Source organism: Actinoplanes aureus, from assembly GCF_015704865.1.
Lineage (GTDB): Bacteria > Actinomycetota > Actinomycetes > Mycobacteriales > Micromonosporaceae > Actinoplanes > Actinoplanes aureus.
Genome location: NZ_JADQTO010000002.1, coordinates 25999 through 40570, shown reverse-complemented (window position 1 = coordinate 40570; position 14572 = coordinate 25999). Strand labels below are relative to the sequence as shown.

Annotated in this window: 12 protein-coding genes and 1 pseudogene; 11 read left to right on the top strand and 2 right to left on the bottom strand. The window is 69.8% G+C overall.

The window, feature by feature from the left end; all coding sequences use genetic code 11:
- Positions 1-113: 113 nt before the first annotated feature.
- The 3 genes and pseudogenes from I4J89_RS03090 to purB all read left to right on the top strand — a co-directional run bounded on the left by I4J89_RS03090 (position 114) and on the right by purB (position 2975).
- The gene (locus I4J89_RS03090) at positions 114-605 is read left to right on the top strand and encodes a helix-turn-helix domain-containing protein (RefSeq protein ID WP_196412280.1); all 492 of its coding nucleotides are present in this window, start codon (positions 114-116) and stop codon (positions 603-605) included.
- A gap of 24 nt (positions 606-629) precedes the next feature.
- Positions 630-1292 (top strand): annotated as a pseudogene (locus I4J89_RS51235) (MFS transporter); the annotation flags it as partial.
- Positions 1293-1553: 261 nt separating this feature from the next.
- On the top strand, positions 1554-2975 hold the full coding sequence (purB, locus tag I4J89_RS03080; RefSeq protein ID WP_196412279.1) for an adenylosuccinate lyase: 1422 nt from the start codon (positions 1554-1556) through the stop codon (positions 2973-2975).
- A gap of 59 nt (positions 2976-3034) precedes the next feature.
- Here purB and I4J89_RS03075 read toward each other — a convergent pair whose 3' ends face one another.
- Positions 3035-3712 (bottom strand): S1 family peptidase, encoded by a 678-nt coding sequence (locus tag I4J89_RS03075; RefSeq protein WP_196412278.1) that lies wholly within the window; start codon positions 3710-3712, stop codon positions 3035-3037.
- Positions 3713-4006: 294 nt separating this feature from the next.
- On the opposite strand from I4J89_RS03075, the gene purS reads away from it, so the two are divergent.
- The 3 genes from purS to purL are packed head-to-tail and all read left to right on the top strand — an operon-like array spanning position 4007 to position 7514.
- On the top strand, positions 4007-4264 hold the full coding sequence (purS, locus tag I4J89_RS03070) for a phosphoribosylformylglycinamidine synthase subunit PurS (protein WP_196412277.1): 258 nt from the start codon (positions 4007-4009) through the stop codon (positions 4262-4264).
- Entirely contained in the window at positions 4261-4974 is a 714-nt protein-coding gene (gene purQ / locus I4J89_RS03065) for a phosphoribosylformylglycinamidine synthase subunit PurQ (protein WP_196412763.1), read from the top strand. Before purS ends, purQ begins: the two co-directional genes overlap by 4 nt.
- The gene (purL, locus tag I4J89_RS03060) at positions 4971-7514 is read left to right on the top strand and encodes a phosphoribosylformylglycinamidine synthase subunit PurL (protein WP_196412276.1); all 2544 of its coding nucleotides are present in this window, start codon (positions 4971-4973) and stop codon (positions 7512-7514) included. Before purQ ends, purL begins: the two co-directional genes overlap by 4 nt.
- 108 nt (positions 7515-7622) lie before the next feature.
- On the opposite strand, the gene I4J89_RS03055 is transcribed toward purL, so the two are convergent.
- Entirely contained in the window at positions 7623-9380 is a 1758-nt protein-coding gene (locus I4J89_RS03055) for a carboxypeptidase-like regulatory domain-containing protein (RefSeq protein WP_196412275.1), read from the bottom strand.
- Between the two features lie 181 nt (positions 9381-9561).
- Here I4J89_RS03055 and I4J89_RS03050 point away from each other — a divergent pair, with 181 nt between their 5' ends.
- From I4J89_RS03050 to amcA, 5 genes are all read left to right on the top strand, one after another.
- The gene (locus I4J89_RS03050) at positions 9562-9894 is read left to right on the top strand and encodes a sterol carrier family protein (protein WP_309238165.1); all 333 of its coding nucleotides are present in this window, start codon (positions 9562-9564) and stop codon (positions 9892-9894) included.
- Positions 9895-10026: 132 nt separating this feature from the next.
- Positions 10027-11637 carry an amidophosphoribosyltransferase gene (purF, locus tag I4J89_RS03045; protein WP_196412273.1) on the top strand — a complete coding sequence of 537 codons (1611 nt, stop codon included), beginning with the start codon at positions 10027-10029 and terminating at the stop codon, positions 11635-11637.
- 34 nt (positions 11638-11671) lie between these two features.
- Positions 11672-12823, top strand: coding sequence for a phosphoribosylformylglycinamidine cyclo-ligase (gene purM / locus I4J89_RS03040; protein WP_196412272.1), 1152 nt, complete (start codon positions 11672-11674; stop codon positions 12821-12823).
- A 337-nt stretch (positions 12824-13160) separates the two neighbouring features.
- On the top strand, positions 13161-14264 hold the full coding sequence (gene amcB / locus I4J89_RS03035; RefSeq protein ID WP_196412271.1) for a cyclophane-forming radical SAM peptide maturase AmcB: 1104 nt from the start codon (positions 13161-13163) through the stop codon (positions 14262-14264).
- Positions 14233-14460: a multiple cyclophane-containing RiPP AmcA gene (gene amcA / locus I4J89_RS03030; RefSeq protein WP_196412270.1), complete on the top strand. Its 228-nt coding sequence runs from the start codon at positions 14233-14235 to the stop codon at positions 14458-14460. Before amcB ends, amcA begins: the two co-directional genes overlap by 32 nt.
- The last annotated feature ends 112 nt before the right edge of the window (positions 14461-14572 follow it).

Here is a 14572-nt window from a genome sequence, read left to right as displayed (position 1 = left end):
GAGCATCGAACCTACTCGCCGGTAACCGTAGCGAGGATGCCGCGTTTTCGTGCAGTGTGCCACTCTCCAACAACTGTTGGACAGTCGGCCCGCCGTCTCCTAAGCTCCCCAACATGTCTTTGGGAGACGGTGGCAAGGCGGAATTACGAGCGCTCGCCCACCCGGTCCGCCTGCGGATCATGTCCCTGCTCAGCGAGGCCTCCCTGACCGCGGCCGAGGTCGCCCGCGAGCTCGACATCACCCACGCGAACGCGAGTTATCACCTGCGCAATCTTCACTCCGGCGGGCTCGTCACGGTGGCCGGTGTGGAAAAGATCCGGGGCGGTGTCGCCAAGCGGTATCGGAGTGGCGCGGCGAATGACTCGGGCGCCTGGTGTTCGGCCCTGGCAACCGAGTTGCGCCGCCGTGCCGCCGAGGGACGGTGGCCCGGCATCGGTCTGCTGGACGACGCCGAGGTCTGGATCGATCCGGACACATGGCAGGAGATCCGCGACCGGATGGCCGCCGCCGTCCGTGACCTGCACGAGGCGGCGCGGCCGCCGCGGACTCCCGGCACCCTCCGGACCAGCACCACGGTCGCGCTCTTCGAGATGGATCCACGGTGAGCGGCGCGCTGGCGCCGCTGCGACATCGCAACTTCCGGCTGCTGCTGGCCGGCCGCACGATCAACGCGCTGGGCAACGCGTTCGCGCCAGTTCGCGCTCGCCTTCGCGGTCCTCGACCTCACCGGTTCCGCTCGTGACCTGGGCCTGGTGATCGGCGCCCGCACCCTGGCCAACGTCCTGTTCCTGCTCTTCGGCGGCGTGATCGCCGACCGGCTGCCGCGCGGTCTGGTGATGGTCGGCGCCGGTCTGGCCGCGGCGGTCACCCAGGGCGTCGTCGCGGCGCTGGTCCTGACCGGCGCTGCCACCGTGCCGTTGCTGATCGGGCTCTCCGCGCTCAACGGCGTGGTGGCCGCGGTGGCGCTTCCGGCCAGCGCCGCGATCGTCCCGCAGACCGTCCCCGAGGACGTCCGGCAGCAGGCGAACGGGCTCAATCGGCTGGGCAGCAACGCCGCCCCGATCGCCGGCGCACCGATCGCCGGTGTGGTCGTGGCCGTGGTCGGTCCCGGCTGGGGCATCGGCTTCGATGCAACGACGTTCGCCCTGTCCGCGCTCTTCTTCGCCCTCCTCCGCCTGCCACCCAGGCTCGATGCCGCTCTCGCCGTGCGGTCCGGCATCGTGGGTGACCTGCGCTCCGGTTGGGTCGAGTTCCGTTCCCGCACCTGGCTCTGGGTCGTCGTGGCCGGTGCCTGCGTGGCGAACGCCGCCTGGTCCGGCGCCTCCCACGTGCTGGGCCCGGTGGTACGACATGCTCGGCTCGTTCCTCGCCATGCCGGTCGGCCAGGTGGCGATCGGTCCGATCGCCGAGGTCGCCGGCCTCACCCCGACCCTGATCGGTGCCGCCGTGGTCATGACGCTGGCTGTGACGGCGATGCTGACCAGCCGGGACGTCCGTACCCTGCGTCACCGGCTGCCGCAGGACGTGCCGGAGCCCGTGAAAGAATCGGTGCCGTGACCATCCCGAACGTGCTTGCCACCCGCTATGCCTCCGCCGACCTCGTCGCGCTCTGGTCCCCGGAGGAGAAGATCCGGATGGAGCGGCAGCTGTGGCTCGCCGTCCTCAAGGCCCAGCGCGATCTGGGCGTGGCCGTGCCGGAGGGCGTCGTCGAGGCGTACGAGGCGGTGCTGGACCGGGTCGACCTGGAGTCCATCGCCGCCCGGGAGCGGATCACCCGGCACGACGTGAAAGCGCGCATCGAGGAGTTCAGCGAGCTCGCCGGCTTCGAGCAGATCCACAAGGGCATGACCTCCCGGGACCTGACGGAGAATGTCGAGCAGCTGCAGATCCGCGCCTCGCTGGAGCTGGTCCGCGGCCGGGTGGTGGCCACGCTGGCCCGGCTCGCGGCCCTCGCCGTGGAGCACTCCGACCTGGTGATGACCGGCCGGTCGCACAACGTGGCGGCACAGGCCACCACGCTCGGCAAGCGGTTCGCCTCGGCCGCCGAGGAGCTGCTGATCGCGTATGAGCGGCTGGACGACCTGATCGGGCGCTACCCGCTGCGCGGCATCAAGGGTCCGGTCGGCACCGCGGCCGACCAGCTCGACCTGCTCGACGGCTCCGCCGACAAGCTCGCGCAGCTGGAGGCGAAGGTGGCCGAGCACCTCGGCTTCGCCCGCGTGCTCAGCAGCGTCGGCCAGGTCTACCCGCGTTCGCTCGACTTCGACGTGGTCTCCGCACTCGCCCAGATCGTCGCCGGTCCGTCGTCGCTGGCCACCACGATCCGGCTGATGGTCGGTCAGGAGCTGGTCACCGAGGGCTTCAAGCCCGGCCAGGTCGGCTCGTCGGCGATGCCGCACAAGATGAACACCCGGTCGTCGGAGCGGGTCAACGGGCTCGCGGTGATCGTCCGGGGTTATCTGTCGATGGTCGGCGAGCTCGCCGGCGACCAGTGGAACGAGGGTGACGTCTCCTGCTCGGTGGTGCGCCGGGTCGCGCTGCCGGACGCGTTCTTCGCCACCGACGGGCTGTTCCAGACCTTCCTGACCGTGCTGGACGAGTTCGGGGCGTACCCCGCGGTGATCGCCCGCGAGCTGGACCGCTTCCTGCCCTTCCTGGCCACGACGAAGGTGCTGGTCGCCGCCGTGCGTAAGGGTGTCGGCCGGGAGGTGGCCCACGAGGTGATCAAGGAGCACGCGGTCGCCGTCGCGCTCGCGATGCGGGAGAAGGGCGCGGCGGTCAACGACCTCTTCGACCGCCTGGCCGCCGACGACCGGCTGCGGTTGTCGCGCGCCGAGATCGACACCCTGGTGGCGGACCGGGCCGCCTTCGTCGGCGCCGCGCCGGCGCAGGTGCAGGCGGTGGCCGGCCGGATCGCCGAGATCGTGGCCCGCCATCCCGAGGTGGCGGGGTACGCTCCCGCGCCCATCCTCTGACGTGCGAAACGCTTCCCGCCGGCCCGTGGTGCAGGCGGGAAGCGTTTCGTGGAGCGGGATCAGACGCCGGCGACTGACGTGATCCACGCCCGGTTGTAAGCCACGCTGCCGTAGTACTGACGGCTCGACCCGTCGGCCGTCGAGGCCACGCCCACCTGGGCGCCGTTGTAGACCTGCGGGCCACCGGAGTCCCCGCGCCACGCGTTGCCGTTGATCCGCGTGCTGCCGATCGCCCGGCCGCCGTACGCATCGGTCTGGTTGGTCGAGGTGACCCGGACCGTCGCGGTCTTCAGCACGGTCGACGCGCTGCAGCCGGAGTAGCAGGTCATGCCCCAGCCGTAGATCGAGTTCGTCGAGCCGACCGGCGGGTACGAACTGGACAACGGCATGTAGGAGGTGCTCACCGAGCTGCTCAGCCGCATCAGCGCGAGGTCGTATCGGGTCGAGGTGGACGCGACGGTACGCGTGACCCCGCCGGACGTCCGGTTCACGCTCCCGACCCGGACCGACATGGTGCCGCTGATGCAGTGCCGGGCGGTCAGCACGTAATTAGCCGAGATGATCGTCCCGGAACAGGTGAAACTGCCGTTGCTGAGGACGGCCGCGGCCCATGGTGCGGACGAAACCGTGCCCCCGCCGATGATGTACGGGGTGATGTCGTCGTCTGCCTGGGCAGCGGACGGCGCGACCAGACCAGCGGCAAGGCCCGCCAGTGCGGCCAGAAGTCGTATGCGCACGTCGATGTTCCTTTCTGGGGATGGGTCGACGAGGTGCGCGCGCGGGGGTGCATCGAATCCGATGGATGCAACCTAGGGCATCGGCGGCTTCCGGCCCACAATTCAATCGACACATATCACGGGTGTGATGACCCCGGCGGCCATGGCCTGCCCGAAACGCACGGGTGTGCGAGATCACGGGGAGATTCCCAGCTCAATGACCGTTCCGTCAGGCTGCCGACACCGGGCCGTGGCTTGCCGACAGGCTCCACCAGGTAGGCTTCGCGTGCTTACACCTATCAGTCAGGAGTGCCCGTGGCTCGCGTCGTGGTCGACGTCATGCTCAAGCCGGAGATCCTGGACCCGCAGGGTCAAGCGGTGGCGAATGCGCTGCCCCGGCTCGGCGTCACCGATGTCTCCTCTGTCCGCATCGGTCGCCGGATCGAGATCGACTTCGCCGGTGAACCCGACCTTGATCGGGCCCGCGAGATCGCCGACAAGCTGCTCGCCAACCCCGTGATCGAGGACTTCGACGTCCGGATCGTCGAGGACGTCGCGGCGGAGGTCGCCTGACCATGCGGATCGGTGTGGTCACCTTCCCTGGTTCACTGGACGACGGGGACGCCGCCCGTGCCGCGCGGATCGCCGGCGCCGAGGCCGTCCGGCTCTGGCACGGCGACCCCGACCTGCACCGGGTCGATGCCGTGGTGCTGCCCGGCGGTTTCTCGTACGGCGACTATCTGCGGTGCGGCGCCATCGCCCGCTTCGCGCCGGTGATGGAGTCGATCATCGACGCCGCACGTGGCGGTCTGCCCGTGCTCGGCATCTGCAACGGTTTCCAGGTCCTCTGCGAGGCACATCTGCTGCCCGGCGCACTGACCCGGAACCAGCACCTGCACTTCCGCAACCGCGACCAGTGGCTGCGGGTCGAGGCGACGAACACCGCCTGGACCAACCGGTTCGCCCCGGGCCAGGAGATCCTGATCCCGGTGAAGAACGGTGAGGGCTGCTTCGTCGCCGATCAGCGCACGCTGGACCAGCTGGAGGGCGAGGGCCGGGTGATCGCGCGCTACATCCGCGGCAACCCGAACGGCTCGCAGCGCGACATCGCCGGGATCACCAACGAGGCCGGCAACGTCGTCGGCATCATGCCGCACCCGGAACACGCCGTGGAGGCGCTGACCGGTCCGTCGCTCGACGGCCTCGGCTTCTTCACCTCCGTCCTGCGGTCCCTGGCGGGGGCGTCCGCGGACGGTCAGCTCGCAGGGGGACAACAGCGATGACCACGCAGCCGGAGACCGCCACCAGCGGGGCGGAGGCCGCGCGCGGCGTACCGAACCAGCCGCCGGCAGCGGCCGCGCCGATCACCAAGCCGAGCGGCTTCGCCGCCACGGATGTGCTGGTCAACGAGTTCGAAGAGGGACCGGACACGGTGCAGCGGGCGGCGGCTACGCCGGACGAGTTGCAGCCGCACGCCGACCTCGGCCTCAAGGACGACGAGTACACCCGGATCCGGGAGATCCTCGGCCGCCGGCCCACCGCGTCCGAGCTGGCGATGTACTCGATCATGTGGAGCGAGCACTGCTCGTACAAGTCGAGCAAGGTGCACCTGCGCGAGTTCGTCAAGAAGGTTCCGAAGAACACCCGGATGCTGGCCGGCATCGGTGAGAACGCCGGTGTCGTGCAGATCTCCGAGAAGATCGCGGTCACCTTCAAGGTCGAGTCGCACAACCACCCCAGCTACGTGGAGCCGTACCAGGGCGCCGCGACCGGTGTCGGCGGCATCGTCCGCGACATCCTGGCGATGGGCGCCCGGCCGGTCGCGGTGATGGACCCGCTGCGCTTCGGTGCGGCCGACCACCCGGACACCGCCCGCGTGCTGCCCGGCGTCGTCGCCGGCATCGGTGGCTACGGCAACTGTCTCGGCCTGCCGAACATCGGCGGCGAGATCGTCTTCGACCCGTGCTACCAGGGCAACCCGCTGGTCAACGCGCTCAGCATCGGCGTGCTGCCGGTCGAGCGGCTGCAGAAGAAGGAAGCGACCGGCGTCGGCAACGTCGTCGTGCTCCTCGGCGCGCGGACCGGGCGGGACGGCATCGGCGGTGTCTCCGTGCTGGCGTCCGCGACCTTCGACGAGGAGGCCGAGCAGCGCCGCCCGTCGGTGCAGGTCGGTGACCCGTTCATGGAGAAGCTGCTCATCGAGAGCTGCCTCGAGCTGTACGACGCCGGCCTGGTCAGCGGCATCCAGGACCTCGGTGGCGCGGGCCTGACCTGCGCCCTCACCGAGACCGCTGCGGCGGCCGGCACCGGCATGCGGGTCTGGCTGGAGCGGGTGCCGCTGCGCGAGGCCTCGATGTCGCCGACCGAGATCCTGGCCAGCGAGTCGCAGGAGCGGATGCTCCTCATCGTGACGCCGGAGAACCTGGACAAGGTGCTGGCCGTCGCCGAGAAGTGGGGCGTCTGGGCCACCGCGATCGGCGAGGTCACCGCCGCCTCGGCGGACGGCAGCCCGGGTCGCCTGCTGATCACCTGGAACGACCACGTCGTGGTGGACGTGCCGCCCGGCTCGCTCGCCGACGACGGCCCGGTCTACGAGCGCCCGATGCGGGAGCCGTCCGACCTGATCCTGCTCCAGGCCGACCGGGCGGAGACGCTGCCCCGGCCGGCGAACGCCGAGGAGCTGCGCGAGACCGTTCTGCGGATGATCGCCTCGCCGAACCTGTGCGACAAGACCTGGGTGACCGAGCAGTACGACCGGTACGTGCTCGGCAACACGGTCCTGGCCCAGCCCGAGGACTCCGGCGTGCTGCGCATCGACGAGGAGACCGGCCTCGGTGTGGCGCTGTCGGTGGACGGCAACGGCCGGTTCGCCCGGCTCGACCCGTACGAGGGGGCCAAGCTGGCGCTCGCCGAGGCGTACCGGAACGTCGCCGTGACCGGCGCCGAGCCGATCGCGGTGACCGACTGCCTCAACTTCGGTTCCCCCGAGGACCCGGCCGTGATGTGGCAGTTCGCCCAGGCGGTGAACGGTCTGGCGGACGGCTGCCAGCAGCTGGGCACCCCGGTGACCGGCGGCAACGTCAGCTTCTACAACCAGACCGGTGCGGCGGCGATCCACCCGACTCCCGTGGTCGGCGTGATGGGCATCTTCGACGACGTCACCCGGCGCATCCCGATGGGCTTCCCGGCACCGGCCAAGGCCGGCGGCGACCTGCTCTACCTGCTCGGCGAGACGCGGTTGGAGCTCTCCGGCTCGGAGTGGGCCTGGGTGACCCACGGGCACCTGGGTGGCCGCCCGCCGAAGGTGGACCTGGCGGCCGAGCAGGCGCTGGGTGCCCTGATGGGCCGGGCCTCGAAGGCCGGGCTGGTCAGCGCCGCACACGACCTCTCCGACGGTGGCCTGTCGCAGGTGCTGGTGGAGAGCTGCCTGCGGTACAACGTGGGCGCCAAGGTGACCCTGCCGGAGGACGGCACCTCGCCGTTCGTCCACCTGTTCAGCGAGTCGGCGGGTCGTGCCGTGGTCGCTGTGCCGCGCGGACACGAGAAGGCGTTCACCGCTCTGGCGGCGGAGCACGGCGTGCCGTGCACCCCGATCGGTGTCACTTCCGAGGAGACGGCGCTCGAGGTGCGGGGCCAGTTCAGCATTCCGCTGGATGAGCTGCGCACGGCCTTCTCGGCGACGCTGCGTGACCTGTTCGGTGGCACCGCCGAGCTGGTGAGCCGGCACGCCGAGGCCACCGAGGCGGAGCCCACCGCGGTGCGTTCGGTGACGCTGGAGATCACCGATCCGCAGGCGCCTGGCGGGCCGATCGGCAACGCCTGATTCGTACGATGCGAAGCCGGCCGGTGTTACACCGGCCGGCTTCAGCGTTTCTGAGTAAGAGGAAATGAAAAGAGGCCCCGACCGGGGCCTCTTTCTCACTACTTCGGATCAGTCGTCCGGCCAGTCGCGGTTCGGGCGCTGCCCCTGCTGCGGGCCGCCGTAGTAGCCGTCCTGGTCGCTGTAGCGGCCCGGCGGCTGCGGCGGCGGCGGCTGCTGCTGGTCATAGCCGCCGTACTGCTGCTGCGGGTCGTAGCCACCTTGCTGGGGGCCGTACCCGTTGTCCTGGCCGCCCCAGCCGCCCTGGTCGCCGTAGCCGGCCTGCTGCTGGTCGTAGCCGCCGTACTGCTGCTGCGGGTCGTAGCCGCCCGGCTGGGGGCCGTAACCGTTGTCCTGGTCGCCCCAGCCGCCCTGCTGCCCGTACTGCGGGTCGCCGTAGCCGGCGCCCTGCTCGGGCTGGTACAGGCTGGTGTGCTCGTCGTAGCGCTGCGGCTGCTCGGGCTGGTAGAGGCTGGTGTGCTCGTCGTAGCGCTGGGGGGCCGCCTCGTTGCCGTAGCCGCCGCCCTGGGGTTCGCCGTACGCGTTCCCCGGCTGCCCGTACGGCTGCTCACCGCCGTAGCCGGCACCCTGATCGTCCCACTGGCTACCGCCGGCGAAACCACCACCGGGCGGAATGGGCGCGCCGTACGGGTCGGGGAACTCGTCCTCGACGACCGGCCGGTGAATCATCGTGGGGGCGTCGCCGATGCCGCCGGCCATGCCGGCCGGGGCGATCACCGTGGCGTCGCCGCCGCGGCCCGCGCCGACCGGAGCCGCGACCCGGGTGGCGTCGAACTGGTTGGCGCCCGCCGGCGCCGCGCCGGGCCCACCGAAACCGGGGGTCGGCCCGTCGAGCGAGGTGTCGTCGTTGCCGCTGTTCTTACGGCGCATCCAGACCAGGACGAAGGCGCCGATGCCGGCCGCGACCAGCAGACCGCCCATGAGGATCAGCAGCCAGTTGCTGCCCTCGGAGTCACCCGCGGTCTCCTGCGTGTTCGCGTTGCCCGCCGCGGGAGGTGGCGACTCGTCGGTCTCCTCCTCCTCGTCCGGCGCGACGGTCGGCTCGGCCGGGGCCGACGCGCTGGCCGAAGGCGTCGGCGAGGGGCTTGCGGCGGCGAGCTTCTTGAGCGTGATCGGCACACTGATCGACCGGCCCGCGCTGCCCTGCACGTCCACCGTCTTGGCCTGGAAGCCGTCCTTCACCGCGGCGACGGTGATTTTGCCGGGCGCGATGGGCTTGCTGTCCGACGAGGTGAACGAGTAGCCGCCGTCGCCGTTGGTGGTGGTCTCGTACGAGTGCCCGGCGCTGTCCTGCATGGCGACCGCGACACCGGAGAGCCTGTCACCCTCGTTGTCCCGGATCCGCCCGGACACCTGCCGTACGGTCTGCGGCTTTTCCGGCCCGCGGACGTTGATCGTCTGGCTGGCCTGACCCGGCTGCTCGCCGTTGACCGTGGCGGTGACAGTGACGGTGACCGACCGCGTCTCGCCGGCACCCAGGGTGGGGACGGTGAGCGTCGCCTCGAACTCCTCGGTGCCCTGAATCTGCTGGGCTGGGCTGCAATCGCCGCTTGTGCAGTCGACGCCACTTACCCGGATGCTGGTGAAGGCACCACCGGGCTGATTCTCACCGTTCCCAGGCTGGGGGTTACTAACGGTGTACCGCATGGTTACAGTACTTCCGGAGCTGACGTCGATCGACGACAGCGACCGGATCTGTACGGAGGGTGGGTCCGCCAGAGCAGCCGTCTGTACACCGGCCACCAGGCCGGCGACCAGCGCCAGGAACGCACCGGCCTGCGTCGTTCGGCCAAGTAGGTGCGTCGTCACGTCCACCGCCTTCCGGTCGCGGTCACCGGTATTCGGCGCCCGATGACGTCCCGCGACTTGTACACCGTCGGCCACTATGCCTTGCCACACGTCTTTCGCGCGACCCAGGGCGGTGTGCCGTTGTCGGCAGACCGGGTCGTATCGTCCCGACGTGTCCCCTGCGCACAGTAATTCCGAGTCCGTGGCCGAAGCGTTGGACGCGCTGGATCGAGGTGTCGAGCCTGGTCGTCCGCTGCTGCGTGACGCCGTCCGAGCGCTGCTGGCCGAGTTGTCCCAACGAGCGCCTGGCCGATCGGTGGAGGTCCGGATTCCACCTTTCGGTGCGATTCAGTGTGTTGCCGGTCCGCGGCATACCCGAGGTACACCGCCCAATGTGGTCGAAACGGATGCGAAGACGTGGCTGCTGGTGGCCACCGGACGCCTGGACTGGAGTGAGGCGGTCCGTGACGGACGTCTCCGGGCGAGCGGTGTACGGACCGATCTCTCCGAATTCCTGCCGCTGACCGGCGGATGAGCCCGGGTCCGGTACCCGTGGGCTCGCGTACACTGGGCGATCGGAGCGGACCAGCGAGTTCGAGCAGATCAGCGCTTCGAGCCGTTTATGCAGATCCACAGCGCAGGTTCAACAACGCGAGGGAGCGAGCAGGTGCCCCGAGGCGACGGCCGGTTGACCGACGATCTCGACCCCCAGGAGCGCGGCCCCCAGGATGCCTGCGGCGTCTTCGGCGTCTGGGCCCCCGAGGAAGAGGTTTCCAAACTCACGTACTTCGGGCTCTACGCTCTCCAGCACCGTGGCCAGGAGGCCGCCGGCATCGCCGTCAGCGATGGTTCCGGAGTCGTCGTCTACAAGGACATCGGCCTGGTCTCCCAGGTCTTCGACGAGCCGACGCTGGCGAGTCTGCGCGGCCACCTCGCGATCGGCCACGCCCGCTACTCCACCACCGGTGGGTCGAACTGGGAGAACGCGCAGCCCACGATCCGTGCCACCCCGGCTGGGACGACCATCGCGCTGGCACACAACGGAAACCTCGTCAACACGGCTGAGCTGGCCAAGGAGGTCGCCGAGCGCGGCCTCGAGGTGGGCGACGCCACATCCGACACGGCCCTGGTGACCACGCTGCTCGCGAGCCGCCCCGATCTGTCGGTCGAGGCCGCGGCGCTGGAGCTGCTGCCCACGCTGCGCGGCGCGTTCAGCTTCGTCTTCATGGACGAGAACACGCTGTACGCGGCTCGTGACCCGCAGGGCGTGCGTCCGCTGGTTCTGGGCCGGATGGAGCGCGGCTGGGTGGTCGCCAGCGAGACCGCCGCACTCGACATCACCGGTGCCAGCTTCGTCCGTGAGGTCGAGCCCGGCGAGATCATCGCGATCGACGAGCACGGCCTGCGCTCCAGCCGGTTCGCCGCGCCGGAGCCCAAGGGCTGCCTGTTCGAGTACGTCTACCTGGCCCGGCCGGACACCACGATCGCCGGCCGCAACATCTACTCCGCCCGCGTCGAGGTGGGCCGCAAGCTCGCCAAGGAGCACCCGGTCGAGGCCGACCTGGTGATCGGTGTGCCCGAGTCGGGCATTCCGGCCGCGATCGGGTACGCGGAGGCCTCCGGCATTCCGTACAGCGCGGGCTTCATGAAGAACGCGTACGTCGGCCGGACCTTCATCCAGCCCTCGCAGACCATCCGCCAGCTCGGCATCCGGCTGAAGCTGAACCCGCTGCGCGAGGTCGTGCGCGGCAAACGGATCGTGGTGATCGACGACTCGATCGTGCGGGGCAACACCCAGCGGGCCCAGATCCGGATGCTGCGGGAGGCGGGCGCTCTCGAGGTGCACGTCCGGATCTCCTCGCCGCCGGTGAAATGGCCGTGTTTCTACGGCATCGACTTCGCCACCCGGGCCGAGTTGCTCGCCAACGGCCTGGAAATCGATGGCATCCGCCGCTCGATCGGTGCCGACAGCCTGGGCTATGTTTCCCTGGACGGCCTGGTGCAGGCGACCGAGCAACCGAAGACACGTCTCTGCATGGCCTGCTTCGATGGGCAGTACCCGATCGAGCTCCCGGCCGGGGACCTGATCGGGAAGCACGTGCTGGAGGGCGTCGGCCGGCGCGCCACCATGCCGGGCGCCTCGCCGGACGCAACCGATGCCGCTGTCGCGGAGCTCGAGTCCGACTACGAGGCGCGTGAGTACCCCGACGACGACCGGTCGGTGCCGACCCCGCTGGTCGCCAGCCCCGGCGGCGCCGGGGCACTGCACCACCCGTGACTTTCAGATGCACAGAACCGCTAAGGGGAGAACCGTGACGCACGTGTCCGAGCGCAGCAGTGCCGGATCGAACGGCGCCGAAGGCGCGGACCGCCAGCTGTGGACAGCCGGTGGCGGCCGCGGCACTCGTAAGCGCTCGGCGACGTACGCCGACGCCGGCGTCTCGATCCACGCCGGTGACCGTGCGGTCGAGTTGCTCAAGTCGAAGGTCAAGAAGACCACCCGCCCCGAGGTGATCGGTGACCTGGGCGGCTTCTCCGGCCTGTTCCGGCTGAACACGCAGAAGTACAAGAGCCCGATCCTGGCCTCGTCGACCGACGGCGTCGGCACCAAGCTGGTGATCGCGCAGCAGCTGGACATCCACGACACGATCGGCATCGACCTGGTCGCCATGGTCGTGGACGACCTGGTGGCCTGTGGTGCCGAGCCGCTGTTCCTGCTCGACTACATCGCCTGCGGCGAGGTCGTTCCGGACAAGGTGGCCGAGATCGGCGCCGGCATCGCCGACGGCTGCCGGTATGCGGGCTGTGCCCTGCTCGGCGGCGAGACGGCCGAGCACCCCGGTGTGCTGCGCCCGGATGAGTACGACGTGTCCGCGACCGGTGTCGGTGTGGTCGAGGAGAGCGAGATCCTCGGCCGGGAGCGGGTGGAGGTCGGCGACGCGGTGATCGCGATGCGCTCGTCGGGCCTGCACTCCAACGGCTACTCGCTGGTGCGTCACGTGTTGCTCGGCGCCGGCCGGATGCGCCTGGACACCGTGGTCGACGACTTCGGCACTCAGCGCACCCTGGGTGAGGAGCTGCTCACCCCCACCAAGATCTACGCCAAGGACTGCCTGGGCCTGATCGAGGAGACCGACGTGCGGGCGTTCTCGCACGTCACCGGCGGGGGTATCCCGGGTAACCTGGTGCGGATCCTGCCCGATCACGTGGACGCCGTGGTGGACCGCTCCACCTGGCGCCCGCAGCCGATCTTCGACCTGATCCAGGCGAAGGGTCGGATCGAGGACTCCGAGATGGAGGCCACGTTCAACATGGGCGTCGGCATGTTCGCGATCGTCTCTTCCGACGACGCGGACCGCGCGATGGCGTACCTGACCGGGCGTGGTGTCGAGGCTTGGCAGGTCGGCGAGGTCCTGGAGGGCACCGGCGAGGTGCAGATGATGGGCTCCTACACCCGCGGCTGAGCACCGGAAAGTGATTCTGGTTCGCGATAGCGCCCAAACGTGAAATGATCCGCGTGTGTCGATGTCCGGCACATGCGGATCTTTCGCATTGGGTGGTGGACCGCGGGGCCTAGCATGACCGGGCGGCTAGCGCCGCACGGTCCGACCCGGGCGGCTGGCGCCGCACGGGTCATCGGCTCGAGGTCACACCTGACCTGACCTGGGAGGGTGTGGCGCGGGTTATCGGCTCAAGGCCGTACCTGACCTGATCTGGGTGGGTGTGGCGCGGGTCATCGGCTCGAGGCCATACGGGCCTGACCTGCCGGACGGGAGTGATATGGGCTTTGCATGGAGTGGGATGCAGGGCATCTCAGCGGTTCCCAGTTACGTCGTCATGCAGCCCACTACGCTCTGCAATCTGGCGTGCGACTACTGCTACCTTCCGTTCCGGCGGGAGAACCAGAAGATGCCGGTCGAGGTGGCGGCGGCTGTCGCGGACGGGGTCGCGGGCTTCGCGCGTACCGGAAGATTTTCGGTGGTGTGGCACGGCGGTGAGCCGCTCGCCGCGGGTCTCACCCACCTGGCCGCGCTCTTCGCGCCGTTCGGCGCGGGCATCGAGCACCACGTGCAGACGAACGCGACGCTGATCGACGACGCCTGGTGCGAGTTCTTCATCGAGCACGACGTACGGGTCAGCGTCAGCGTGGACGGCCCGCGGGAGCGCAACGGTGATCGGGTGGACCGGGGCAACAAGCCGGCCTACGACCTGATCATGCGGGGCGTCGAAGCGCTACGCCGGCACGGCATCCCGTTCTCCACGCTCTGCGTGGTCGGCGATCCGCGACCCGGCGTCGCCACCGAGCTGTACGAGTACTTCCTCGACCTGGGTTGCGAGGTGCTCGGCATCAACGTGGAGGAGCTGGAGGGCGTCAACACCCGGCTGAACCGCCACGATCCGGCGGCGGTGAGCGGCTTCTGGGCCGAGCTGGTCGCGGCGTGGCGGCGTGACCCCCGGATTCACCTGCGCGAGGTGGAGTGGTCGTTGCGGTACGCCGCGGCGGTCCTCGACGGCACCGCGGACGACCTGCTGCCCCGGCAGCTGGACCCGATACCCACGATCGCCTTCGACGGGTCGGTCGTCCTGCTCTCGCCCGAGCTGGCCGGCTTCCACGATCCCCGGTACGGCGACTTCAGCAGTGGCAACGTGCTGAGTACACCACTGCCCGAGATTCTGGGCGGCGCCGAGAACACGGCGTGGATCGGCGAGTTCCTGCGCGGCATCGAGGCGTGCCGGCAGACCTGCCCCTACTTCGGCTTCTGTGGCGGTGCTCACGCGGCGAACCGCTACTTCGAACACGGACGGTTCGACGTCACCGAGACGGACCACTGCCGTAACAGCAAGATTCGCCTATTGGAGGGAGTGCTGGACCATGCCCGAGATCACGAAGCCACGGCTGTCTGACGGCGTGGAGACGGATCCGGTGACGGCACGGGTGCACGGCGCCCGAGCCGGCCTGGCCGCGCTCATCGCGGAGGCGGAGACCGCCAGGCAGAGACGTGCCGAGGAAACACCGCAGGACGGCGGCTCGGCGGTCTGCGCCTGGAACCACTTCGAAAACATCCCGACGTTCTACAACTGGAACAACCGGCCACGCTGAGACGTGGCTCGGTTCGAAGCCCACGCGGGCCAGGCCCGCGTGGGCTTCGTTGTCACCGTCGGAATGCTGATGACCACGACACACAGAAGCACGCGGTTAAGCCGCGTGCTCT

Bases quoted from the DNA above. Each gene is read 5' to 3' on its own strand.
- amcB (WP_196412271.1), top strand. From the start codon at position 13,161: ATGCAGGGCATCTCAGCGGTTCCCAGTTACGTCGTCATGCAGCCCACT.
- amcA (WP_196412270.1), top strand. From the start codon at position 14,233: ATGCCCGAGATCACGAAGCCACGGCTGTCTGACGGCGTGGAGACGGAT.
- purL (WP_196412276.1), top strand. From the start codon at position 4,971: ATGACCACGCAGCCGGAGACCGCCACCAGCGGGGCGGAGGCCGCGCGC.
- I4J89_RS03090 (WP_196412280.1), top strand. From the start codon at position 114: ATGTCTTTGGGAGACGGTGGCAAGGCGGAATTACGAGCGCTCGCCCAC.